The 23,701-nt window shown below is 66.5% G+C and carries 19 protein-coding genes; 10 read left to right on the forward strand and 9 right to left on the reverse strand.

All coding sequences use genetic code 11. From position 1 onward, the window contains the following. Positions 1-16: 16 nt before the first annotated feature. Positions 17-2,965, forward strand: a complete 2,949-nt coding sequence (locus NCO8_RS07145; protein WP_067637434.1) for a tetratricopeptide repeat protein — start codon at positions 17-19, stop codon at positions 2,963-2,965. A 100-nt stretch (positions 2,966-3,065) separates the two neighbouring features. After that, positions 3,066-3,677, forward strand: a complete 612-nt coding sequence (locus tag NCO8_RS07150; RefSeq protein WP_067637436.1) for a Uma2 family endonuclease — start codon at positions 3,066-3,068, stop codon at positions 3,675-3,677. Positions 3,678-3,730: 53 nt separating this feature from the next. Here the strand turns inward: NCO8_RS07150 and secA are convergent, their stop codons facing one another. Then, a complete protein-coding gene (secA, locus tag NCO8_RS07155; RefSeq protein WP_084456701.1) occupies positions 3,731-6,532 on the reverse strand; it encodes a preprotein translocase subunit SecA in 2,802 nt (933 codons plus the stop codon). Between the two features lie 262 nt (positions 6,533-6,794). Between secA and NCO8_RS07160 the strand changes: the two genes are divergently transcribed. The 6 genes from NCO8_RS07160 to bluB all read left to right on the forward strand — a co-directional run bounded on the left by NCO8_RS07160 (position 6,795) and on the right by bluB (position 13,467). Beyond that, complete coding sequence (locus NCO8_RS07160; protein WP_067637440.1) at positions 6,795-8,204, forward strand: WS/DGAT/MGAT family O-acyltransferase; 1,410 nt, start codon at positions 6,795-6,797, stop codon at positions 8,202-8,204. Between the two features lie 10 nt (positions 8,205-8,214). Further along, complete coding sequence (locus tag NCO8_RS07165; RefSeq protein ID WP_067637564.1) at positions 8,215-8,766, forward strand: DUF6912 family protein; 552 nt, start codon at positions 8,215-8,217, stop codon at positions 8,764-8,766. Positions 8,767-8,845: 79 nt separating this feature from the next. After that, a complete protein-coding gene (locus NCO8_RS07170; RefSeq protein ID WP_067637443.1) occupies positions 8,846-9,976 on the forward strand; it encodes a ferredoxin reductase in 1,131 nt (376 codons plus the stop codon). A gap of 161 nt (positions 9,977-10,137) precedes the next feature. After that, positions 10,138-11,472 (forward strand): fatty acid desaturase family protein, encoded by a 1,335-nt coding sequence (locus tag NCO8_RS07175; protein ID WP_067637445.1) that lies wholly within the window; start codon positions 10,138-10,140, stop codon positions 11,470-11,472. Positions 11,473-11,566: 94 nt separating this feature from the next. Next, on the forward strand, positions 11,567-12,808 hold the full coding sequence (locus NCO8_RS07180) for a fatty acid desaturase family protein (protein ID WP_067637447.1): 1,242 nt from the start codon (positions 11,567-11,569) through the stop codon (positions 12,806-12,808). Between the two features lie 23 nt (positions 12,809-12,831). Next, entirely contained in the window at positions 12,832-13,467 is a 636-nt protein-coding gene (gene bluB, locus NCO8_RS07185; RefSeq protein ID WP_067637449.1) for a 5,6-dimethylbenzimidazole synthase, read from the forward strand. 49 nt (positions 13,468-13,516) lie between these two features. Here the strand turns inward: bluB and hpf are convergent, their stop codons facing one another. The 6 genes from hpf to NCO8_RS07215 form a co-directional block, all read right to left on the reverse strand. After that, positions 13,517-14,212 carry a ribosome hibernation-promoting factor, HPF/YfiA family gene (gene hpf / locus NCO8_RS07190; protein WP_067637451.1) on the reverse strand — a complete coding sequence of 232 codons (696 nt, stop codon included), beginning with the start codon at positions 14,210-14,212 and terminating at the stop codon, positions 13,517-13,519. 183 nt (positions 14,213-14,395) lie between these two features. Next, positions 14,396-15,040 (reverse strand): ComF family protein, encoded by a 645-nt coding sequence (locus tag NCO8_RS07195; protein ID WP_067637453.1) that lies wholly within the window; start codon positions 15,038-15,040, stop codon positions 14,396-14,398. Positions 15,041-15,073: 33 nt separating this feature from the next. After that, positions 15,074-16,870 (reverse strand): MtrAB system accessory lipoprotein LpqB, encoded by a 1,797-nt coding sequence (gene lpqB / locus NCO8_RS07200; protein ID WP_067637455.1) that lies wholly within the window; start codon positions 16,868-16,870, stop codon positions 15,074-15,076. Next, positions 16,867-18,591, reverse strand: coding sequence for an MtrAB system histidine kinase MtrB (gene mtrB / locus NCO8_RS07205; RefSeq protein WP_218022654.1), 1,725 nt, complete (start codon positions 18,589-18,591; stop codon positions 16,867-16,869). The genes lpqB and mtrB overlap by 4 nt, the downstream gene beginning before the upstream one ends. A 22-nt stretch (positions 18,592-18,613) precedes the next feature. After that, positions 18,614-19,291, reverse strand: a complete 678-nt coding sequence (gene mtrA / locus NCO8_RS07210; protein WP_067491393.1) for an MtrAB system response regulator MtrA — start codon at positions 19,289-19,291, stop codon at positions 18,614-18,616. Between the two features lie 77 nt (positions 19,292-19,368). Further along, entirely contained in the window at positions 19,369-20,016 is a 648-nt protein-coding gene (locus tag NCO8_RS07215) for a dTMP kinase (protein WP_067637456.1), read from the reverse strand. A gap of 119 nt (positions 20,017-20,135) precedes the next feature. Here NCO8_RS07215 and NCO8_RS07220 point away from each other — a divergent pair, with 119 nt between their 5' ends. After that, positions 20,136-20,393 (forward strand): hypothetical protein, encoded by a 258-nt coding sequence (locus NCO8_RS07220; protein WP_067637458.1) that lies wholly within the window; start codon positions 20,136-20,138, stop codon positions 20,391-20,393. Positions 20,394-20,512: 119 nt separating this feature from the next. Further along, complete coding sequence (locus NCO8_RS07225) at positions 20,513-20,800, forward strand: hypothetical protein (protein WP_067637460.1); 288 nt, start codon at positions 20,513-20,515, stop codon at positions 20,798-20,800. A 77-nt stretch (positions 20,801-20,877) separates the two neighbouring features. Here the strand turns inward: NCO8_RS07225 and ahcY are convergent, their stop codons facing one another. Together ahcY and NCO8_RS07235 are read right to left on the reverse strand one after the other, a co-directional pair. Then, complete coding sequence (ahcY, locus tag NCO8_RS07230; RefSeq protein WP_067637462.1) at positions 20,878-22,359, reverse strand: adenosylhomocysteinase; 1,482 nt, start codon at positions 22,357-22,359, stop codon at positions 20,878-20,880. A 56-nt stretch (positions 22,360-22,415) separates the two neighbouring features. After that, the gene (locus NCO8_RS07235; RefSeq protein ID WP_067637464.1) at positions 22,416-23,573 is read right to left on the reverse strand and encodes an alkane 1-monooxygenase; all 1,158 of its coding nucleotides are present in this window, start codon (positions 23,571-23,573) and stop codon (positions 22,416-22,418) included. Positions 23,574-23,701 lie beyond the last annotated feature (128 nt).

A 23,701-nucleotide genomic window follows, 5' to 3' on the forward strand; every position in this document is an offset into this window, starting at 1 on the left:
GCGCTAGGTTCAAAGAATGGGTGGGCGCTTGGCGCTGGTGGTGGCGTCGCAATGCGAAGGCCTAGGGCGGATCGAGCACATCGACACGCTGGCCGGAGAGCTGTTGACGGAACTCCGTGAGCTTGGTGGGTGGATGCCGGTGACCGCGGACGGTGCACCGTTGGTCGATCCTGGGCATGTCGAACTGCGACACGCGGTGTCGAGCGCCTTCACCACCGCGAAGCGGCAGCAGGCGACGCTGCTGGTCAGCTTCATCGGCCACGGCCATTACGATCCCGAGGACCGCAAGTTCTTCCTGCTGGCGAAAGACTCTTTGGATGAGAACACCACCGAGGTTCCCGACCGTGACAAAGCGCTCGACCTCGGCTCCCGGATCCAGACCGACCTCAAGCGCAACGAACAAGGCAGACTCGACGGACTGGTGATGCTCGTGGACGCGTGCGCCTCGGGTCGGGCGATCAATGTCGCCGGGTCCGAATGGTTCACCGCGATCCCCCGCAACGCGGCGCGAATGGAGCTACTCACCGCCTCCGCCGACGACGCACCGGCCTTCAACGCCTGCTTCACCCGGACGATCATCAACACCCTACGTACCGGCGACCCGACCGGGCCCAGCCAGATCTTCGTCGAAACGTTGCGTACTCCCATTGCGCGAGGCTGCACCAACCAGGATCCAGGGCATCTGAGTCTCACCATGTCGGGTGCCGCACAAGCATTGCGCGGTGGTGACCCCGGGCTGTGGCTCGTTCCCAACCGGGCGCGGTCCGATTGCCTGACCGGGCGACCGTCCGCTGGTCTGGTCGACCAGCTGACCAGAGACCTGCTGTGGACACGCGACGTCGCGCGCACCATCAGAAAGCTCGTCACTCACGAGCCGCCGCGCCTGCGGTTGCTGATCGGACCCGCCGGTTCCGGGAAATCAGCAATCATGGGAATGCTGGTTCGCGCCACCCGGCCGGAACTCATTCCGCCGAAATACATTCACGCAGCGGTATTCCTCGATGCGACCAGTAGCCCGTTGACCGTGGCCGAAGAATTGGCCACGCAGCTCGGCCACACGCTGCCAGGATTCGCTGCGGCAGCCGCCAGGACGGCCAACTCGCTCACCGAGGAACAGCAGCGCACGCTCGGCGCCCTCGACCGCCTGGTCGTTCTGCCCTTCGCCAAGGTGGCCTCGGATGACCCGGTCCATATCGTCATCGACGGACTCGATCAACCCGATCCTGGTAACAGAGAGGCGTTGGTTGCAGCAATCGGTGCGGTCACTACCGATGAATCGGTCAGCGACCTGTGTGTAATCGCCGGTATCCGCCAGGGAACCAGAGTTGATGAAGACCCGCGCCTGGCGCACGGTTTCGAGATCTTCCTTGAATTGCCCACGGCCAGAACAGTTGTCGAGGCGACCTTCACCTTCGCAGGTGGGCTCCTACCCGACGACAACGGTCTCGACGACCTTGTCCCCGAGGACACAACTGTCGGTGGCGGATGGTTGATCTCGCGCCTGTTCACTGAGGTCTCCCAGCTCCCCGACAACTGGACGGACACAGGCGATTCGACCCTGAACGCCGCGATCGCCCAACGCATCACCGACGCCTCCGCCTCCGCGTCCGCGTCCGAAGAAGATCAAACCCCCACATATGCAACTCATATCGATCGAATCCTGGCAATCCTCGCCGCTGCCGGTGTCGGCCCGGTTCTCCCACTTGACCTGGCCGGCCAAGCCCTCAACAACCTCGGCACCCCCCTATCGCCAGCCGAACTGCGCGACCTGCTTGCATCCCTTGGCGTCCTCGTTGCTCGCTCGGCCGCAAGCACTGCCGACGAACGAATCGGACTGGCCCACTTGGCTTTCGCCGAACCCATCGAGCGTCATCTAGAAATCGACATGCGCACTGCCCACCGAGCAATCGCCGACACTCTAGGCACCAAAGATCCCCAGCAGTCGACCCTCGACTACCGCGCCAGATCCGGCGCGCGCCATCTAGCCCGAGCCGGTCGAGCCCACGAAGCGCTAGTACTGGTCTATTCCTTGCAAGGCAATCGCGCAGCTGACAACCTCGCGCTCTGGACGGCGCTGCTGCCGGAAATTGATCCGGCTGATCACCGCGAAGTCGTTGTCACTCGCAATAACATCGCCCAGACGCTCGGGCAAACCGGCGACACTGACGCTGCGCTGAAAGCCTTCCGTAGCCTCCTCGCTGACGAGGAACGCACCTTCGGGACCGACCACCGGAGTACCCTCATCATTCGCAACAACATCGCTGGCTTTCTCGGTGAAACCGGCAACCCCAACGCAGCGCTCGTGGCCTTCCGGCAACTACTCTCCGACCAGGAGCGCATCCTCGGACCAGACCACCCTGATGCTCTGCGCACCCGGCATAACATCGCCGCCTGGCTCGGCGAAACCGGCAACCCCAACGCAGCGCTCACCGCATATCATCAACTGCTCCCGGACCACGAACGCATCCTCGGACCACTTCACCCCACCACGCTGCATACACAGCAAAACATCGCTGCCTGGCTCGGCAGATCCGGCGACCCATCGGCAGCACTTGCCGCTCTCCTACAACTCCTGCCAGACCTCGAACGCGTCCTCGGGCCAGATCACCCCGCCACACTGATCGCTCGTGGCAACATCGCCAGCTGGCTTGGCGAAACCGGCGAAGTCTCGCAAGCGCTCACCACATACCGGCAACTACTCCCCGACCTCAAACGCACCCTGGGACTAGACCACCCCGACACCCTGGATACCCGCGACAGGATCGCCTTCTGGCTAGGCAGATCCGGCGCCCCAGAGGCACAGCTCGCCGTCCTCCGGCAACTACTCCTCGACCGCGAACGTATCCTCGGATCCGGCCACCCCGAGACCCAGAACACGCGCAAGAGCATCGCCTATCTCGAAACCCTGATGACTAGGGGAAAAGATCTCTATACCGACACTCAGCCATTGACGAAGCGCGAATAGGCCGCTGATGACCCCATCGCCTGGGCTCGAGTTGCTTGCCACGCGACTGCTTGAACCGGCGGTAGTCTCGTATGCGCCTGCGACGAGGAGGAGTTGACCAGTGACCGCAGTGTATCCAGACGAACCGCAGCGGATTACGGCCGAAGAGTTTCTCGGGGCCGAGCCGGATGCGCTGAGTAGCACATTCGGTGATTTCGAGATCGTCGACGGGCTCGTTGTTCGGGCGATGGCGCAGAGTGAGGCGCATAGCAGGGTGGTGCGTAGGCTGGCCGCTGCTCTCGAAGGTGCGCGTGACCCGGCTGGTCCCTGTCTTCGGGTTGCCTCCGATGTCGCCGTGCGGTTCGCTGATGCCGAGGACGGAGCAGCGGATCGTCGCCTCAATGTGCGGTACCCAGATATCTTCGTACGCGATTGCGAACCATACGACGTCAATTCAGTGCGTAGTCATATCGCCTTGGTTGTCGAAGTCGCCTCGCGCGCGACGGTAGACAGCGACACCGGCATCAAGCGACAGATGTATGCCCGGGCGGGGATTCCGGTCTACTTGATCGTGCATTTCGACAAGAGCTGGGAGGCCATCGACCGGATCGAGGAGTACAGACTCGATTGGTCGGGGATGCGGTACATGCCGCATCGGGTTCACCGCACCGCGTTGGTTCTCGACAATCCGGTGACGTTGGCAATCACCTTCGACGCGTTGGATCGTCCGTAGGAATACAACGAAGGCCCCCGCGGAAACCGTGGGGGCCTTCGTTGTTCAAGAGGTCAGCGGCGACGCTTGCCCTTGGTTTCGGTGCGGGCGGCCTCGCGGCGTTCGCGGCGGGTGCCGGTGGACTGGCGGCCGCCGTATTCCTGGGCGTCGGAATGGGATTCGGCGCGGCCGTCCTCGGCGGGGCCCGAGTAGTTCAGGCCGCGCGGGGTGGACTCGTCGATTCCCTTGGCGCGCAGGGCGGGCGGGGCCTGGTTCTGCGGGGCGGCGTCCTGGGGGCGGGGGGCGCCCACCGGGGAACGCAGGCCCTTGTCGATGGAGACGCCTTCGGGCTGGGGCTGCTGGACCTCGACCTGCAGGTTGAACAGGAAGCCGACCGACTCCTCCTTCAGGCCTTCCAGCATGGCGGCGAACATGTCGAAGCCCTCGCGCTGGTACTCGACCAGCGGGTCGCGCTGGGCCATCGCGCGCAGGCCGATGCCCTCCTTGAGGTAGTCCATCTCGTAGAGGTGCTCACGCCACTTGCGGTCCAGGACCGAGAGCAGGACCTGGCGTTCCAGGTTGCGCATGGCGCCCTCGCCCGCGAGGCCGTCGATTTCCTGTTCGCGCTTCTCGTAGGCGTTGTGCGCGTCTTCGAGCAGGGCTTCACGCAGTTCGTCGCGGGTGAGTTCGCCCGCCTCGCCGGTGGCGGTCTCGCCTGCCAGCTCCTTGTAGTCCAGGCTCACCGGGTACAGCGTCTTCAACGCGGTCCACAGCTTCTCCAGGTCCCAGTCCTCGACGTAACCCTCGGCGGTCGCACCGTCGACGTAGGCCGTGATCACGTCGGTGATCATGTTCTGGACCTGCCCCTCCATGTCCTCGCCACGCAGGATCCGGTTGCGCTCGCCGTAGATGACGGTGCGCTGCTGGTTCATCACCTCGTCGTACTTCAGAACGTTCTTGCGGATCTCGAAGTTCTGCTGCTCGACCTGGGTCTGGGCGCTCTTGATGGCCTTGGAGACCATCTTCGCCTCGATCGGCACGTCGTCGGGCAGGTTCAGGCGGTTCATGATCGCCTCGAGCGCGGCGCCGTTGAAGCGGCGCATCAGCTCGTCACCCAGCGACAGGTAGAACCGCGACTCGCCCGGGTCGCCCTGACGACCGGAACGACCACGCAGCTGGTTGTCGATACGGCGCGACTCGTGACGCTCGGTGCCGAGCACGTACAGGCCGCCGGCCTCGCGCACCGTCTCCGCGTCTTCCTCGGTCTGCTTCTTCACCTGCTCGAGCGCGGAATGCCAGGCGGCCTCGTACTCGTCGGGCGTGGTGACGGGGTCGAGGCCCTGCTTGCGCAGCAGGATGTCGGCGATGATGTCGGCGTTGCCGCCGAGCACGATGTCGGTACCACGACCGGCCATGTTGGTCGCCACGGTGACCGCGCCGGGACGACCGGCCTCGGCGATGATCTGGGCTTCCTGCTCGTGGAACTTCGCGTTCAGAACGCTGTGTGCCACACCGCGTTTGGTGAACTGCTTGGACAAGTACTCCGAGCGCTCCACGCTGGTGGTACCGATCAGGACCGGCTGGCCCTTCTCGTGACGCTCCACCACGTCGTCGACGACGGCGTTGAACTTGGCCTCTTCCGACTTGTAGATCAGGTCGGCCTGGTCTTTGCGGACCATCGGCTTGTTCGTCGGGATGGGCACCACGCCGAGGCCGTAGATCGAGTGCAGCTCGGCGGCCTCGGTCTCGGCGGTACCGGTCATACCGGACAGCTTGTTGTAGAGGCGGAAGTAGTTCTGCAGGGTGATCGTGGCCAGGGTCTGGTTCTCCGGCTGGATCTCGACCTTCTCCTTGGCCTCGATCGCCTGGTGCATGCCCTCGTTGTAGCGGCGCCCGACCAGGATGCGGCCGGTGAACTCGTCGACGATGATGACCTCACCGTCGCGCACGATGTAGTCCTTGTCGCGCTGGTAGAGCTCCTTGGCCTTGATGGCGTTGTTCAGGTAGCTCACCAGCGGCGAGTTCGCGGCCTCGTAGAGGTTGTCGATACCGAGCTGGTCCTCGACGAACTCCACGCCCGCCTCGTGCACACCGATGGTGCGCTTCTTGATGTCCACCTCGTAGTGGACGTCCTTCTTCAGCAGCGGCGCGATGCGCGCGAACTCGGCGTACCACTTGGAGGAGGCGTCGGCCGGACCCGAGATGATGAGCGGGGTACGGGCCTCGTCGATGAGGATGGAGTCGACCTCGTCGACCACGGCGAAGTTGTGCCCGCGCTGGACCAGATCGTCCAGCGAGTGGGTCATGTTGTCACGCAGGTAGTCGAAGCCGAACTCGTTGTTCGTGCCGTAGGTGATGTCGGCGGCGTAGGCCACCCGGCGCTCGGCCGGGGTCATGCCACCGAGGATCACGCCGACCTCGAGGCCGAGGAAGCGGTGCACACGGCCCATCCACTCGGCGTCGCGCTTGGCGAGGTAGTCGTTGACGGTGACCACGTGCACGCCGTCGCCGGAGATGGCGTTCAGGTAGGCGGGCAGCACACAGGTCAGGGTCTTGCCCTCACCGGTCTTCATCTCCGAGATGTTGCCCAGGTGCAGTGACGCGCCACCCATGATCTGCACCTTGTAGTGCTTCTGGTTCAGCACGCGCCACGAGGCCTCGCGGGCCACCGCGAACGCCTCGAGCAGCAGGTCGTCGAGGGTTTCCCCCGCGGCGTAGCGCTCACGGAACTCGTCGGTCTTGGCGCGCAGTTCCTCGTCGGTCAACGCCTCGATCTCGTCGCCGTACGCGATGACCTCATCGGCGAGGTTCGACAGCCGCTTGACCATGCGGCCTTCACCAATCCGTAGCAACCTCGTCAGTGTCAGCGCAGGCACGGGTCTCGTCAGTCCTCTGGTCGGAGTCGGGTTCGGGCTAGTGAGCCACAGTGTTGTGGCAATGGTAGTCCGCAGACCACCGTACCCGGCCGCACGTACCGATGCCCGGTGTACCGGGTGCTCACATCCGCCCAGGTCACGGCATTCGGTGAGGCGCCTTGCCCGGCATCACGATTCACCTACTGTGCCGTAGGATGTAGCCGGTGCCCGATCTGCGCCGGGAAGGCGCGCGAAGCGTGCAACGGAAGGAGCATCGGAGCGCGTGATCACGAGATTGACGCCGCAGGACGCGGCGTTCTACCGGCTCGAGTCGAGCAGTAATCCGATTCATATCGGCTCTCTCGCGATCCTCCAGAACTCCTCCGGCGACGGCTCCGGCCAGGTCCTCGACTACGAACAGCTCATCGAGCTGGTCGAATCCCGGCTGCCGCTGGTTCCCCGCTATCGCCGCAAAGTCCGCGAGATCCCGCTCGCGCTCGGCCGTCCGGTGTGGGTGGAGGACAGCCGCTTCGACATCAGCTATCACATCCGCCGCTCCGCGCTGCCCGCCCCCGGCACCGACGAACAGCTCTACGACCTGGTCGCCCGGCTCGCCTCCCGGCCGCTGGACCAGGGCAGGCCGCTGTGGGAGATGTACCTCATCGAAGGGCTGTCCGACGGGCGAAGCGCGGTGTTCACCAAATCGCATTCGGCGCTCGTCGACGGTGACACCGCGCTCGAGATCGGGCACGTGATCCTCGACAACAGCCCCCTGCCACGCGAACTGGCCGACGACGCCTGGCGCGCACCACGCGAACCGACCGATGTGGAACTACTCGCAGGCGCGCTGTCGCAACTGGCCGCGCAACCACGCGAGGCCTACTCGGCGGTGCGCGACGCGGGCTCGAGCGCGTTCGGGGTGGTACGCGGCGCCCGGATGGCGGTGCACGCCGCGGCCAATGCCGTCCGCGCGGCCACCTCGGGCGCACCCGACAGCCCGCTCAACGCGCGCACCTCGCGCAGCCGCCGCTTCGATGTGGTGCGCACAGACCTCGAGGACTACCGCAAGATCCGCAGACATTTCGACTGCTCGATCAACGACACCGTGCTCGCGGTCGTCACCGGCGCCCTGCGCAATTGGCTGCTCTCGCGCAACGAGGCACTCGTCGAATCGACGAATCTGCGTGCGGTGGTGCCGATGTCGGTGTACGTCGACGGCGACAACCAGCTGACACCGGCCAGCGAGGTGTCCTCGTTCCTCATCGATCTGCCGGTGGGCGAACCGAATCCGACGATGCGGCTCTCGCACATCTCGCACGCCACCGAGGCCGCGGGCAGGCAGCGTCGCGGTGTGCGGGCTCGTACCCTCGTGCACCTGGCCGGTTTCGCACCGGCCAGCCTGCACGCGATGAGTGTGCGAGCGGCCAGTACCTTCGCCGACAACACCTTCAACCTGGTGATCACCAACGCACCGGGGCCCCAGACCGCGATGTACATCGGCGGTGCGCGCATGCTGGAGATGTATCCGGTGTCGCCGCTGCTGCGCAATCAGACCCTGAGCTTCGGGCTCACCTCGTACGACGGTCAGGTTTTCTACGGACTCAACGCCGACCGCGACGCCATGGCCGATCTCGACGTCCTCGCGGCGTCGGTGCACGAATCGATGGAGGAGTTGCTCGGTGCCTGTCTCTGAGAACGCCAAGATGCGCGTCTACATCCCGGCGACGATCCCGATGCTGCGGCAACTGGTCGACGAGCGCGAACTGTTCCCGCTCGGCGCGACCGCGTTCGCGGTGACGCCCGCGCTGCGCGAGGCCTACGCCGCGGGCGACGACGACGAACTCGCCGAGGTGGCGATGTCGGAGGCCGCGCGCGCCTCGCTGCGGCTGATCGCCGCCGAACGCGACGGTCTCGACGACGCCGACGACGACACCACCGCCCCGGACGAGGTCGCCACCCCGGGCAGCCCGACCTACCGGCGCTGCGTGATCGCCGCCGACGTCACCGGCGCGAAACTGCGCCCCGACCTCGACGACGCGGTGGTGAAACTGGCCGGGCCGATCGCCTACGACCAGGTGGCCTCGGTGCACGTCGACCTGGCCGAAGCCGAACCCCAGGTGGCCAAGGCCGTCGACGTGATCGATGTCGCCGACATGGGCGACCCCGACGCCGAGTTCGTCCTCGGCGACGCCGAAGACCACCAGCTGGCCTGGTACGCCACCCAGGAACTGCCGTTCCTCCTGGATCTGCTCTAGAACCTACGATGCCGTAACCTTGCTGCGAGTGAGCCACCGCGGGTGGCTGGGATGCGCGACAGGGAGTAACGGCGAAGCAATGGTCCTGAACAAGTTCCGGGAATGGCTCGAGGCACCGGCGGCGCAGGTCGCCGATCGCGGCGGCAAGCTGAACGTGCTACGCGGCGCGGTCGCCCGGGTGACCACACCCCTGCTGCCCGACGACTACCTGCACCTGGCCAATCCGCTGTGGTCGGCGCGGGAACTGCGTGGGCGCATCGTCGACGTGCGCAAGGAGACCGCCGACTCGGCGACGCTGGTCATCAAGCCGGGCTGGGGTTTCGACTTCAAGTATCAGCCGGGTCAGTACATCGGCATCGGCATCCTCATCGACGGCCGCTGGAACTGGCGTTCCTACTCGCTGACCTGCCCGCCGGACTGGACCGGCGAGGGCGGCAAGCGGCTCATCTCCATCGCCGTGAAGGCCATGCCCGAGGGCAAACTGTCCAGCCACCTCGTCAACGGGGTCGCCGCGGGCACCATCGTCCGGCTCGCCGCACCGCAGGGCGGGTTCGTGCTGCCCCAGCCGGTCCCCGAGAAGGTGCTCTTCCTCACCGCGGGCAGCGGCATCACCCCGGTGATGTCGATGCTGCGCACCATGGACCGCCGCGACGGTGTGCACGACGTGGTGCACGTGCACTCGGCGCCGACCGACGCCGACGTGATGTTCGGCGCCGAACTGCGCGCCCTGCACGACAAGCACCCGAGCTTCGTCTCGCACCTGCAGCTCACCGACGAACAGGGCCTGTTCGCGCTGTCGAGCCTCGACGAGCTCTACCCCGACTGGCGCGAGCGCGAGACGTGGGCGTGCGGTCCCGCGCCCATGCTCGACGCCATCGAAGCGCACTGGAAGGCCGCGGGCATCCCGGAGAAGCTGCACGTCGAGCGTTTCGAGGTGGAACGGTCCGCGGTCGGCGAGGGCGGCACGGTGACCTTCGGCACCACCGGCCGCACCCTGACCGTCGACGGCGCGACGAGCCTGCTCGAGGCGGGCGAGTCGGTTGGCGTGCAGCTGCCGTTCGGCTGCCGGATGGGAATCTGCCAGACCTGCGTGGTCACACTGTCGGCCGGGCACGCCCGCGACCTGCGCAACGGTGACGAACGCCAGCCGGGCGACAAGGTTCAGACCTGTATCTCCGCCGCGGCGGGTGACTGCACACTCGACATCTGATCCCACCGTCACGCTTCGGTTACGGGTATCCTCGAATCATGCGCCGGTCATATGACTGACCGGCAGCGGCTGGTCTCGGCAGTGACGCCGTAGCGTCACCGCCGGGCCCCTCGTGTGTGGACCGAGCGTGCAGGCCGTCAACCGAACAAGAGAGGACCCCGGTGGCCATCACCGATATCCAGGCCTTCGCCCATCTGACGGCGGCCGACATCGAGACCCTGGGCAAAGAACTCGACTCGATCCGACGATCTGTCGAAACCTCGCGCGGTGAGCGCGACGCCAAATACATCCGCCGCACCATCGCCGCCCAGCGCGCCCTCGAGGTCGCGGGCCGCGCGGTGCTGTTCGGCAGCCGCAACCGCTGGGCGTGGCTCGGTGGCACCGCGTTGCTGTCGGTCGCCAAGATCATCGAGAACATGGAGCTCGGGCACAACGTCAGCCACGGGCAGTGGGATTGGATGAACGATCCCGAAATCCACTCCACCACCTGGGAGTGGGATCAGACGGGTCCGTCGGCGCAGTGGCGCCGCGCGCACAACTACTCCCACCACACCTACACCAACGTGCTCGGCAAGGACGAGGACCTGGGTTTCGGCATCCTGCGGATGACCCGCGACGAGGCGTGGGAACCCAAGCACCTCGTGCAGCCCGCCGCGAACCTGCTGCTGGCCGCCACCTTCGAGTGGGGCATCGCCCTGCACGACCTGGGGATCGAGAAGGAACTCGCGGGCGTACCGACCAAGCAGCTGCTGTCGGAGCCGAACAAGGACTTCGCGCGCAAGGCGGGCCGCCAGGTGGTGAAGGACTTCGTCCTGTTCCCCGCGCTCACCGGTCCGGCCTGGAAGTCGACGCTCAAGGCCAACACCACCGCCAACCTGGTGCGCAATCTGTGGGCCTACGCCGTGATCTTCTGCGGGCACTTCCCCGACGGCGCCGAGAAATTCACCATCGAACAGCTCGACGGTGAGACCCAGGGCGAGTGGTACCTGCGGCAGATGCTCGGTAGCGCCAACTTCAAGGCGGGCCCGGTCATGGCGTTCATGAGCGGCAACCTCTGCTACCAGATCGAGCATCACCTGTTCCCCGACCTGCCGAGCAACCGGTACCCGGAGGTCGCCGCGCAGGTGCGTCAGCTCTGCGACAAGTACGACCTGCCCTACACCACCGGTTCGCTCGGCAAGCAGTACCTACTGGCCTTCCGCACCATCCACAAGCTCGCGCTGCCCGACCGGTTCCTCAAGCGCACCGCCGACGACGCGCCCGAGACGTCGTCGGAGCGCAAGTTCCACGGCATCTCGTTGCCGGAGGCGCTGCGCGTCGACCCGGAGACCGGCAAGCGCCTCGGCCTGCGTTCGGCACTGCACGACGCGAAGGTGAGCCTCGAGGCGAAGGCGCGGCACGAGCAGGAAGTGCTGCGCGAGGCCAAGGTGGCGCTCAAGAAGCGGGCCCGGCAGGAGAAGGCCGCGCTGCGGAAGAGGGCGCGCGGTCTCAGATAACATCTGAGTCTCGATTTCGCAATAGGACACATCCCACAATCCATCGCGGAAATCACCAACCTACGCTCTCGTAACCTACGGTACTGTAACCGCCATGGCGATCTCGGATGTCAAGGAATACGCGCACCTCACCGCCGCGGATGTCGAAGCTCTCGGTGCGGAGTTCGACGCGATCCGCCGCGAAATCGAATCTTCGCGAGGCGAAGCCGACGCCCGGTATATCCGCAACGTCATCCGGTTACAGCGAGCCCTGGAGATCAGCGGCCGCACTGTTCTGTTCGCCAGCTTCCTGCCCCCGGCCTGGCTGGCCGGGGTCGCCCTGCTCGGCACTGCCAAGATCATCGAGAACATGGAGATCGGGCACAACGTCATGCACGGGCAGTGGGACTGGATGAACGATCCGGAGATCCACTCCACGTCCTGGGAGTGGGACAACGCGGGCCCGTCGGCGCACTGGAAGATCACCCACAACTTCCTGCACCACAAGTACACCAACGTCCTGGGCATGGACGACGACATCGGCTACGGCCTGCTGCGCGTCACCCGCGACCAGCGCTGGATGCCGTTCTACCTGGGCAACCCGATCTACAACTTCCTGCTGCAGGCACTGTTCGAGTACGGCGTCGCGATCCAGCACCTCGAGCTGGGCAAGGTGGCGAAGAAGAAGTGGGACAAGGATTCCCCGGAGTGGAAGCAGTTCGACGCCGACCGCAAGCTGGTGCTCAAGAAGATCGGTAAGCAGGCCGCCAAGGACTATGTGATCTTCCCGCTGCTCACCGGGCCGTCGTTCTTCTCCACCCTCACCGCCAATTTCGCCGCCAATGTGGTGCGCAATGTGTGGACCAACGCGGTGATCTTCTGCGGGCACTTCCCCGACGGCGCCGAGAAGTTCACCAAGGCCGACATCGAGAACGAGACCAAGGGCGAGTGGTACCTGCGCCAGATGCTCGGCAGCGCCAACATCAGCGGCGGCCCGGTCATGCACTTCATGACCGGCAACCTCAGCCACCAGATCGAACACCACCTGTTCCCCGACCTGCCGAGCAACCGCTACGCCGCCATCGCGGTGCGGGTGCGTGAGCTGGCCGACAAGTACGACCTGCCCTACACCACCGGGTCGCTGCCGGTGCAGTACTTCAAGTCGTGGCGCACGATCCTCAAGCTGTCGCTGCCCAACAAGTACCTGCGCCACACCACCGACGACGCGCCGGAAACCAAGTCGGAGCGTCTTTTCGAGGGCAAGGCCGTGCCGACGATCGATCCGGTGACGGGTCGCAGGCGTGGATTGCGCACCGCGCTGGCCGCCGGACGACGGATGGCGCGTAGGTCGGCCTGACCTCGCAATGCCACACTGCACCGGTGTGTGCTGAGCAACTGAGCGTCTACGACGCGATCCGTCTGCGTCGCGATGTGCGCGCCGAATTCACCGGCGAACTCGTCGACGACGACACGTTGTGGCGGATTCTGTCCGCCGCCCACCGGGCGCCGAGCGTCGGCAATTCCCAGCCCTGGGACTTCGTCGTGGTCCGCGAAGCGGCGACCTTGCGCCGCTTCGCCGACCACGTGGCCGGCAAGCGCGTCGAGTTCCGTGACGCGCTGCCCGCCGACCGGGCCGCGACCTTCGACCCGATCAAGATCGAGGGGATCGTCGAGAGCGGTACCGGGATCGTGGTCACCCACGACGACCGGCGCGGCGGACCGCAGGTACTCGGCCGGGCCAGTGTCCCCGAGACCGGTGTGTATTCGACCGTGCTCGCCATCCAGAACCTGTGGCTGGCGGCGACCGCCGAACAGGTCGGTGTCGGCTGGGTGTCGTTCTACGAACCCGGGTTCCTGCGCGATCTCGTCGATCTGCCCGAGGGCATCACGCCCATCGCCTGGCTATGCGTCGGACCGGTACACGAATTCCAGGAGGTGCCGGATCTCGAACGCTTCGGCTGGCGGGCCCGGCGGGCGCTCACCGACGCCGTGCACTACGAAAAGTTCGGTGGCTGAACGCGATCCGGGCACCCGCGCCCGCGGGTGCCCGGAGTTCCGGATGGGGTCAGACCAGCCGGATCAGGCCGTAGTCGAAGGCGTGTCTGCGATAGACCACCGACGGCCGGTCCGTTTCCTTGTCGTGGAAGAGGAAGAAGTCGTGCCCGACCAGTTCCATCTGGTACAGGGCGTCGTCGACCGTCATCGGCGTAGCCGGATGGTCCTTCGTGCGCACGATGTGGCCGGGACCCTCGTCCTGGGGTTCCTCGTCGTGTTCGTGCGCCACGTGCCCGTTGGCCTGGGCGAACAGCGAGTCGTCGACCAGGGACGCGGTGGCCTGGGCTACCGAGACGGGCGTCTTGTCTCCGTAGTGCACCACGCGGCGCTTGTCCTTGGACCTGCGCAGCCTGCTCTCGATCTTCTGTGATGCCGACTCGAACGCGGCATAGAAGCTGTCGGCGCACGCTTCGGCACGCACGATCGGGCCACGCCCGCGTGCGGTGATCTCGACGCGCTGGCAGGCCTTGCGTTGACGACGGTTGCGCTCGTGGAACAGCTCCACATCGAAGAGGAAGATCGACGGATCGAAGCGCTCCAGCCGGGAGAGCTTCTCCGAGACATAGATTCGATAGTGGTCGGGTACTTCGACATTGCGACCGGAGACCACCACTTCCGAGTGGGGTGTCCGAGTCGAGTCGGTGGCACTGTCCTCCAGTGCCGAAGGGTCAGCATCGTGCACTGATGCCCGTGCAGAAGTCGTCACGCGAGTACCTCCCGGATATGGCCGCACACCAGAGCGAGTGCGGCGGGATTGAGCTGTGCCGATCGGGAATCGCTCGACACCAGAGTTCGCGGCGCCACCTCCCAGAAGCTGTGGTTCGGTGTGTGTTCGCGACGCTAGTCCGCCACGGACGAGTCCGCCACTGTTCACGCAAATTTCGCTGAGTCAAGCCGCACAGGTCACCAAAACAGCGCACGGACGTATGCCGATCCGGCTAAGAACACGTATCGATTCGGTGGCGGTGGCGCCGGTGGTCAACACGTCGTCGACCAGCACTACCTCGGCATTCGCCGGAATTGGTGCCCGCGCGGTGGCCGGGGTCACGGCGATGATCTTGTGCGCGAGATTGTGTACACGCTCGCGCGTGCCCAGCCCGACGGAGTCGCGGACACCGGGCCTCATACGAAGCAGACCGACCGTCCGGCAATCGATCAGCCACCTTGCCGCACAAGCCGTAGAACGGGCTACGGGATCGCCGCCGCGGCTGCGGGCGGCCGAGGTTCGGGTGGGCGCCGGAATCAGCACCAGCGGGCGGTCAGCGGACCGTAACCGGGCCAATGCCGCGGCGAGTGCGGCGCCGAGCGGGTCGGCCAGGTCTCGTCGGCCGTGCTCCTTGGCCGCCAGCACCGCGCGCTTGGCCGGACCGCGATAGGGGCGAAGTGCCCAGCACGGAACACCGGGGTCGGTTCGTGGGCGTACCCGCACCGGACCCGTCGTCAACTCGGCCGCGCACGCGCCGCACCAGGGCGTGCCCGCCAGCGCACAGCCGCCGCAGCGGACCGGCAGCACGAGATCGAGCAGAGCCTTCATAGCCGGTGAGCATGACAGCGGGTACCGACAGATTCAGGTCGGCAGGACCGGGACCACGCCTTCGCCGGTGAGCCCGGGCACCTCGCGCCAGAAGCGGTCGGTTCGGGTGGGGTCGGCGGTCTGCAGTTGCAGCACCGCGCGGGAATCGGCGACGTACTGGGTCGACTGCGTCGCCGTGACCACCCGGACCGGCGGAGTCAGGTTCTGCGAGGTCACCGGCGTGAACTGGGAACCGTCGATGGACACGGTGAACACCGGGTCGACATTGCCTTCCCTGGCGACCATGAGGGTGTCGCCGGTGATCCAGCTCAGCGACACCGCTGGCGTGCTCAGACCGATCGCCACCGGCAGTGCGGAGGTGAGCGCGTACTTGCCGTCCGGCCTGCGTTCGATCACCGCCACGTACACCTTGCCGTCGGCGATCAGCGCGGCCCGCACACCGGTCCGCGAGACGACAACCTCGGTGATCGGCAGTCGCGGCGCACCCGCGCCTTCGAACAGCCCCGCGGTGTCCACGTCCTGCAGCGACACATTGCCGGTGGCGCGATCGGTGACCGCACGCACCACCCGTTGCTCGTCGAGGACGGTCCACGCGGCGCCACCGTCCATGGTCCAGGACGGCCGGGCGATACTCGCCGCCTCGACCACACCGAACGCGCCCGCACCGTAGTTGCCGATCAGCAGGGTGCGGCCCGGTTCCGGTGCGGGCCTTCCGGTGTCGGCGACGGCGGCGACGAACTGGCCGTCCGACGAGATGCCGACCGACTGCAGGTTGGTCGCCTCCCCGAAGGCCCCACTGGGCGCGACGATCCCGTCCGGTGTCACCTGCACGAGGGTGCCGTTGCGCAGTGCGTGCAGCCCGATCTTGTTCCCGCCGGGCGCCGCCGCACTGAACTGGTCGACATCGGCGACCGACCAGCCGCTCGCGAAGCGTTCGTCGAGGGGTTTGCCGTCGGCGAGCAACACATACGGGCCGAGGATGTCGGCGCGCGACAGCGTCGTCACCACCTGGGCGGCCAGCAGTTCGCGACCACGTTGATCGAGCGTCCCGATCCCACCGAAATCGATACGCACCCCACCGATTCCGACACCCACCTCGCCGGGGTCGTTCTCCGCCTTGGTGATCGGGCTGCGCACCGCGGTCGGCGGGGCGAGCAGATTGCGGACAACCCCGGCGATGGCCGACTGTGGGCCGCCGCTGAGCAGGCCGACGAGCCGCTCGGTGAGTTGACCTCGTGGCACCGAGAGCCAGCGCGGATCCGGCACGAGCAGCTGGGCGGTGCTGTCGAAGTAATACAGGATGTAGCGCTGGTAGGTGCTCGCGAACGACGCCGAAGCCATCACGACACCGTCGGGCAGGTCGGTGATGCGCCATTCCCCGTCGACCTTGCTCATCTCGATCTTGTTCTCGAGCATGCCGTCGGTGGCGCGGTAGACGCCGTCGCGGCTCAGCTCACCGACCTTGCGGGCGCGCACCACATACGTCGCCCGGTCGCCGGTGCGCGATTCGCGCAGCGTGTCGGGCCGATCGACGATGGTGATGCTCGCCTCGTCGTTCCACTCGCCCGCCGTGTCGTCGCGCATGTACTGGCGGGCGGCGGCGTGCCGGTTGGCCGGGTCGGCGCTGGCACCGAGGAAATCGCCGACCAGCAGGTCGGGATCGCGGCCGGGCTCCGGCGGCGGCGGGCCCGCCGACGTGGGTTCGCGCTCGATGGTGCCGAGGGCCTGCGGCGCCGACGATTCGGGCAGGCTCGCACACCCGGTGAGGACGAGCAGGCAGACGAGGGCGAACAGCCCCACACCCTTGCGAACACCACCCGCGTTGCTCATGACTCTCGGTCTCCGGTCTCGGTCGCTGCGGCTTCCTCGTTGTCGTCGGCGGCGTTGTCGCGCTGGATGTCGAGGACCTCGGGTTCCGGCTCGGCCTCGGGTAACGCGGGCACCTTGCGCAGCATCGGTTCCAGCGCCAGCGGGCTCGGGCCGAGTTTGCGGCCGCGGACCATCGGCAGCAGCAACCGGAAGCTGGCGCCGACGCCCGGATCGCCCCAGGCCTCCAGTCGGCCCTCGTGCAGGTTGGCGTCCTCGACACTGATCGACAGGCCGAGACCGGTGCCGCCGGAGCGGCGCACCCGCGAGGGGTCCGAGCGCCAGAACCGGTTGAACACCAGCTTCTCCTCCCCCGGTCGCAGACCGACACCCTGATCGCGCACGACCGTCGCCACGGCATTGGCCTCGGCGTCGCCGCGCATCCGGATCAGGACCGGTTTGCCCTCGGAGTGGTCGATCGCGTTGGCGAGCAGATTGCGCAGCACCCGCTCCACGCGGCGCGGATCGACCTCGGCGACCACCGGTTCCTCCGGCAGGTCGACGACCAGCTCTACCCCGGCGTCCTTGGCCAGATGCCGCACGGTCGTGATCGCGGCCCGCGCGCACATCCGCACGTCGAGGGACTCCACCTGGAGTTCGGCCACACCGGCGTCGTGCCGGGAGATCTCCAGGAGGTCGTTGAGCAGACCTTCGAACCGGTCGAGTTCGTTGACGAGCAGTTCGGAGCTGCGCGCGAGCGCGGGATCGAGATCGTCGCTGGAACCGTGGATGAGGTCGGCGGCCATGCGCACGGTGGTGAGTGGGGTGCGCAGCTCGTGGCTGACGTCGGAGGTGAACCGGCGCTGCAGATTGCCGAATTCCTCGAGCTGGGTGATCTGGTTCGACAGGCTCTCGGCCATCTCGTTGAACGCCTGCGCCAACCGCGCCATGTCGTCCTCGCCGCGCACCAGCATGCGTTCCTTCAGCCTGCCGTCGGCGAAGCGACCGGCGATGCGCGCGGCCGAACGGATCGGCAGCACCACCTGCCGGGTGACCAGCGCGGTGATCGCGGCGAGCAACACCAGCAGGACCACGCCACCGATGAGCATCGTGCCGCGCATCAGCGACAGGCTCGACTCCTCGCTGGCCAGCGGGAAGATCAGGTAGATCTCGAGGGTCGCGATCTCGGCGCTCGGGCTGCCGATGATCAGCGCGCGGCCACGGTAGCCGTCCGGGTCGGCGACGGTGGTGAACTGGTAGGACACCTGGCTGCGCTGCACGAATCGGCGCAGTTCCTGTGGCACCTCGGAGATGAGATCGGTGGTGATCTCCTGCGGCGGGGTGCCACCGACCATGGCCAGCGCGGAGTCGAAACTACCGGCGGCGCCCGTGGATTGCCCCGTGCCGCCCCGGCTGGACAGCGCGCTGCGCGCGTCGGCCAGTTGCTGCTGGCGGCTGTTGGCGCCCTCGACACCGCTCAGCTCGTTCTCGATCGTGCTGCGGGCACGATCCATCTCCTCGACCGCCGCGTTGATCTTGGCTTCGAGGAGCCGGTCGGTGATCTGACCGGTCAGCACGACCCCGAGGATCGTGATCACGATGAGGGAGAGAGTCAGCGTGGAAACGATGACCCGCAATTGCAGCGAGCGACGCCACAGGTGACCCAGCGCGGTGCCGATGGTCTGGAACCAGTCGAGCACCGGGGTCGCCCACCGCCGCAGCCGCGCGATGAGCCCGTCGGTCACCGCGGCGCCTCACAGCGACCGATCACGGCGGTCCGGCCTTGTATCCGACGCCACGCACAGTGAGCACGATCTCCGGGTTCTCCGGATCCTTCTCGACCTTGGCGCGCAGCCGCTGCACGTGCACGTTCACCAGGCGGGTGTCGGCGGCGTGCCGGTAACCCCACACCTGTTCGAGCAGCACCTCGCGGGTGAACACCTGACGCGGTTTGCGCGCGAGCGCCACCAGCAGGTCGAACTCCAGTGGGGTGAGCGAGATCTGTGTGCCACCGCGGGTCACCTTGTGCGCGGGCACGTCGATGACGATGTCGGCGATCGAGAGCAGCTCCGCCGGTTCGTCCTCGGTGCGGCGCAGTCGCGCACGCACGCGGGCGACGAGTTCCTTGGGCTTGAACGGCTTGACGATGTAATCGTCGGCACCGGACTCGAGACCGAGGACCACATCGACGGTGTCGGTCTTGGCGGTGAGCATCACGATCGGAACGCCGGAATCGGCCCGCAGCACGCGGCATACGTCGATGCCGTTCATGCCGGGCAGCATCAGGTCCAGCAAAACCAGGTCGGGGCGGATCTCCCGCACCGCCGACAGGGCCTGCGTGCCGTCGCCGACCACGTGCGGGTCGAACCCTTCCCCGCGCAAGACGATGGTCAGCATCTCAGCGAGTGCCATATCGTCGTCGACGACCAGAATCTTGGGCTTCATAATCCTATGTTGTCATCTTCCAGGCCAGGATCGGGCCGCCACGCCATTAATGGTGTGAACCCGTCGCTTATCCAACCTTATCCGGCAAGAATTTCCGTGCACACAGTGAGCAGGGCGGGCCGGTCGTGTTCGGATCGGTATGTCCACCACCGGCCGAACCAATCGCGGTCGGCCAGTTCACGATAGACCTCGCCGGTGCGCTGCTGTAGACCGCTGTCCTTCTCGTAGGCGTCGAGGGCGCGTGCGGTGTCGAGTTCGCCACGGCGACGGGCACGTTCGGCGGCCACGTCGGTGCCGACATCGATGAGCACGGTGAGGTCGGGCACCGGGAGCCCGAGCCTACCGTATTCCAGATCGCCCACCCAGGCGACGATTTCGCCGTCGGCGTCCTGCACGGCGCGGGCCGCGGAATAGGCGGCGTTGGAGGCGACCCAGCGATCGAGGATCACGATGTCGTTGGCGTCCAACAGGTTCGACAGCTCCGCGCTAGCGTCGGCGCGATCCAGGGCGAACATGATCGCCATGGCGTTGATCGAGCCGGCGAGATCGCCGTGCGACCCGCGCAATGCCTCGGCCGCGAGGTCGGCGTGTATCGATCGGCCGTATCGCGGAAAGGCGAGACTGCCCGCGCGAAGTCCTTTCGCGGACAGTTCGTCGACGAGCCCGTCGATGAGCGTGCGTTTACCCGCTCCGTCGAGCCCTTCCACCGCGATCAACACACCCATGCCGTGAGATTACCGCGCCGCGTGCCACGCCCTTCGACACGAGCCGCTCCGGCGATTCCGGCCCATTCCGAGATTGTGAGGTGTTTTCATTTCAGAGTCTGTTCTACCCAGGAGTCACCATGCGCTCACACATCGCCCTGCACACCGCCGTCGCCGCCACGGCTCTCGGACTCGCCCTCGCCGGCGCGGGCACCGCCTCGGCCGCCCCCGTCGACCCGATTCGCCACGGTCACCACAACAACCCAGGTCTGCTCTCCGGCTCCGCATCCGCGGGCTCCGCCGCCGCGGGGTCGGCCGCCCGCGGCTCGGCCGAACTGGCAGGCTGCCTCCTGCTGGAAGTCGTCGTACCCCTCCCGCTCTGCTTGCTGTTGAGCTGACCTTTCGGGTGCGGCCTGTGACTCACGCGGGCCGCACCCCCAGAAACTGCGGTCTGTCGCGACGCTCACCCGACTACGACAGTCGACGAATCAACCGACCCTCGATCGAACGGCCAATCATGAACACACGCACGCTCGCCCTCGCGGCGGGAGCCTTCGCCGTCGCCACCGCCGTTACCTGTGGGCCGGCTACCGCCGCCGATACGACCACCGGCTCCGATGCCGTGGCGCCGCTGTTGAACGAACTGGTCATGAGCGGCTCCGGGCAAGGGGTCATCACCGGGAGCAACGCCATCACCAGTGGTACGGCGAACGATCCGGCGACGCCCGGTCTCCTGTGCAGCCTGTCGCTGTTGGCGGGATCGAGCGCGCACAACATCCTGTGCGAGGGCTACATCATCGGCTGAACGAGCGGCCGTCGACCTGGCCGAAACGGCGCGAGGGCCCGTCGATCAGGTGATCGACGGGCCCTCGCGTGACGGACTCAGTAGCGGTAGTGGTCCGGCTTGTACGGGCCTTCCACGTCCACGCCGATGTACTCGGCCTGGTCCTTGGTGAGCTTGGTCAGGGTGCCACCGAGGGCCTCGACGTGGATCTTGGCGACCTTCTCGTCGAGGTGCTTGGGCAGGCGGTAGACCTCGTTGTCGTACTCCTCCGGCTTGGTCCACAGCTCGATCTGGGCGATGACCTGGTTGGAGAAGCTGTTCGACATGACGAACGACGGGTGGCCGGTGGCGTTGCCCAGGTTGAGCAGGCGGCCTTCCGACAGCACGATGATCGACTTACCCGATTCGAAGGTCCACTCGTCGACCTGCGGCTTGATGTTGATCCGGGTCGCGCCCGAACGCTCGAGGGCGGCCATATCGATCTCGTTGTCGAAGTGGCCGATGTTGCCGAGGATCGCGTGATCCTTCATCGCCTTCATGTGGTCGAGGGTGATGATGTCCTTGTTGCCGGTGGAGGTGATGACGATGTCGGCGTCGCCGATCGCCTGCTCCACGGTGACCACGTCGTAACCGTCCATCAGCGCCTGCAGGGCGTTGATCGGGTCGATCTCGGTGACCTGCACGCGCGCGCCCTGACCGGCCAGCGACTCCGCACAGCCCTTGCCGACGTCGCCGTAACCGCAGATCAGCACCTTCTTGCCGCCGATGAGCACATCGGTGCCGCGGTTGATGCCGTCGATGAGGGAGTGGCGGGTGCCGTACTTGTTGTCGAACTTGGACTTGGTGACCGAGTCGTTGACGTTGATCGCCGGGAACACCAGCTCACCCGCGGCCGCGAACTGGTACAGGCGAAGCACACCGGTGGTGGTCTCCTCGGTGACACCCTTGACCGAGTCGGCGATGGTGCCCCACTTGGTCTTGTCGCGCTCGAGGCTCTCGCGCAGCAGGTTCAGGAACACCGTGTACTCGGCGGAATGCTCCTCGTCGGCGGGCGGGACGACCCCGGCCTTCTCGAACTGCGCGCCGCGCAGCACGAGCATGGTGGCGTCACCGCCGTCGTCGAGGATCATGTTGGCGGGCTCGCCCGGCCAGGTGAGCATCTGCTCGGCGGCCCACCAGTACTCCTCGAGGGTCTCGCCCTTCCACGCGAAGACCGGCACACCCTTGGGCTCGTCGACGGTGCCGTGCGGGCCGACGACGACCGCGGCGGCGGCGTGGTCCTGGGTGGAGAAGATGTTGCACGACGCCCAGCGAACCTGCGCGCCGAGGTCGACAAGCGTTTCGATCAGGACAGCGGTCTGCACCGTCATGTGCAAGGAACCGGAGATACGGGCGCCCTTCAGCGGCTGCACGTCGTGGTATTCACGGCGCAGCGCCATCAGGCCCGGCATCTCGTGCTCGGCCAGGCGGATCTCTTTGCGGCCGAATTCGGCCTGCGACAGATCTGCCACCTTGTAATCGATGCCGTTGCGGACGTCAGCGGTGAGCTCGGTGCGCGGGGAGAGTTCTGAGGTCGTCACGCAGGCAAGGCTACCGTCTGCGGCCGCCCCTGTTCCCGCCTCCGCCCAGGTCGGAGTCAGGCGGGGGCGCGGTATCTGGCCAGCAACCGTCGTTGTTTGACCGGCGCCACGTTCGCCAGGCTGAGATCACCGCCGTAATGGGCGGCCACCCGGGGGTCCATCACCGCACGCCACAGGGGTGGCACGGCCGCGAGCAGGATCATGGTCGCGTATCCGGCGGGCAGCTGCGGTGACTCACTGGTGCTGCGCAGGGTCTGGTAGCGGCGGCCGGGGTTGGCGTGGTGGTCGCTGTGGCGCTGCAGATGGAACAGGAAGATGTTGGTGACCAGGCGATCGGAGTTCCAGCTGTCACGCGGGGAGCAGCGTTCGTAGCGCCCGTTGGGCTTGCGCGCGCGCAGCAGTCCGTAGTGCTCGACGTAGTTGACGGTCTCGAGCAGCATCACCCCGATCACCGCCTGCAGGGCCAGCCAGGGCACGATCGCGAGCCCGAAGATCAACACCAGCGAACCGAACAGCAGCACCGACATCGACCACGCCTGCAGGATCTGGTTGCCGGGGTTCCACCAGCCGAGACCCTTCCTGGCCAGGCGTGCGCGCTCCAGCTGGACGGCGGAGCGGAAGCCACCGATCACGCTGCGCGGCAAGAACTCCCACAGCGACTCACCCATGCGGGCACTCGCCGGATCCTCGGGTGTCGCGACCCGCGCGTGATGGCCGCGGTTGTGTTCGACGAAGAAGTGGCCGTACCCCGACTGGGCGAGCGCGATCTTCGACAGCAATCTTTCAGCACGCTCCACCCGGTGACCCAATTCGTGGGCGGCGTTGATGCCGATGCCGCTGACGAAACCGACCGTGGTGGCCAGACCGAGCTTGTCGACGACATCGAGGTCGTTGCCCGCCCACATCGCGCAGGCCAGCAGCAGGCCGATGAGCTGGATGGGCAGGAACAGATAGGTGCACCAGCGGTAGTAGCGGTCGCGCGAGAGCGCCTCGTAATCCTCGTCGCGGGGGTTGTTGCCGTCCTCGCCGACGATCCAGTCCAGGACGGGAATCGCGATCAGCACGATGACGGGACCGATCCACCAGAACGCTTCGGCGCCGGTGCGGTACACGAGCTGGGAGGGCAGCAGCGCGCACGCCGGCGCGATCAGCCCGAGAGCCCAGAGATACCGTTTGGGATCACGAAAACCCCCCGGTTTGCCAACCGTTTGCACACCCGCTCCGCTACAAAAAGACCAACTGCCGACGGATGTGAATACTGACAGACCATGGGCACGTTACACAGCGGCCGCTCCTCAAACGTGGTGATGGTTACATCACCGCGAATAAGAGCTGATCACCC

Origin of the sequence: Nocardia coubleae NBRC 108252, assembly GCF_001612805.1 — a bacterium.
In the GTDB taxonomy this organism is placed as follows: domain Bacteria; phylum Actinomycetota; class Actinomycetes; order Mycobacteriales; family Mycobacteriaceae; genus Nocardia; species Nocardia coubleae.

Bases quoted from the DNA above. Each gene is read 5' to 3' on its own strand.
- NCO8_RS07145 (WP_067637434.1), top strand. From the start codon at position 17: ATGGGTGGGCGCTTGGCGCTGGTGGTGGCGTCGCAATGCGAAGGCCTA.
- NCO8_RS07165 (WP_067637564.1), top strand. From the start codon at position 8,215: ATGCGCGTCTACATCCCGGCGACGATCCCGATGCTGCGGCAACTGGTC.
- NCO8_RS07170 (WP_067637443.1), top strand. From the start codon at position 8,846: ATGGTCCTGAACAAGTTCCGGGAATGGCTCGAGGCACCGGCGGCGCAG.
- NCO8_RS07180 (WP_067637447.1), top strand. From the start codon at position 11,567: ATGGCGATCTCGGATGTCAAGGAATACGCGCACCTCACCGCCGCGGAT.
- NCO8_RS07195 (WP_067637453.1), bottom strand. From the start codon at position 15,040: ATGAAGGCTCTGCTCGATCTCGTGCTGCCGGTCCGCTGCGGCGGCTGT.
- lpqB (WP_067637455.1), bottom strand. From the start codon at position 16,870: ATGAGCAACGCGGGTGGTGTTCGCAAGGGTGTGGGGCTGTTCGCCCTC.
- mtrA (WP_067491393.1), bottom strand. From the start codon at position 19,291: ATGAAGCCCAAGATTCTGGTCGTCGACGACGATATGGCACTCGCTGAG.
- NCO8_RS07215 (WP_067637456.1), bottom strand. From the start codon at position 20,016: ATGGGTGTGTTGATCGCGGTGGAAGGGCTCGACGGAGCGGGTAAACGC.
- NCO8_RS07220 (WP_067637458.1), top strand. From the start codon at position 20,136: ATGCGCTCACACATCGCCCTGCACACCGCCGTCGCCGCCACGGCTCTC.
- NCO8_RS07225 (WP_067637460.1), top strand. From the start codon at position 20,513: ATGAACACACGCACGCTCGCCCTCGCGGCGGGAGCCTTCGCCGTCGCC.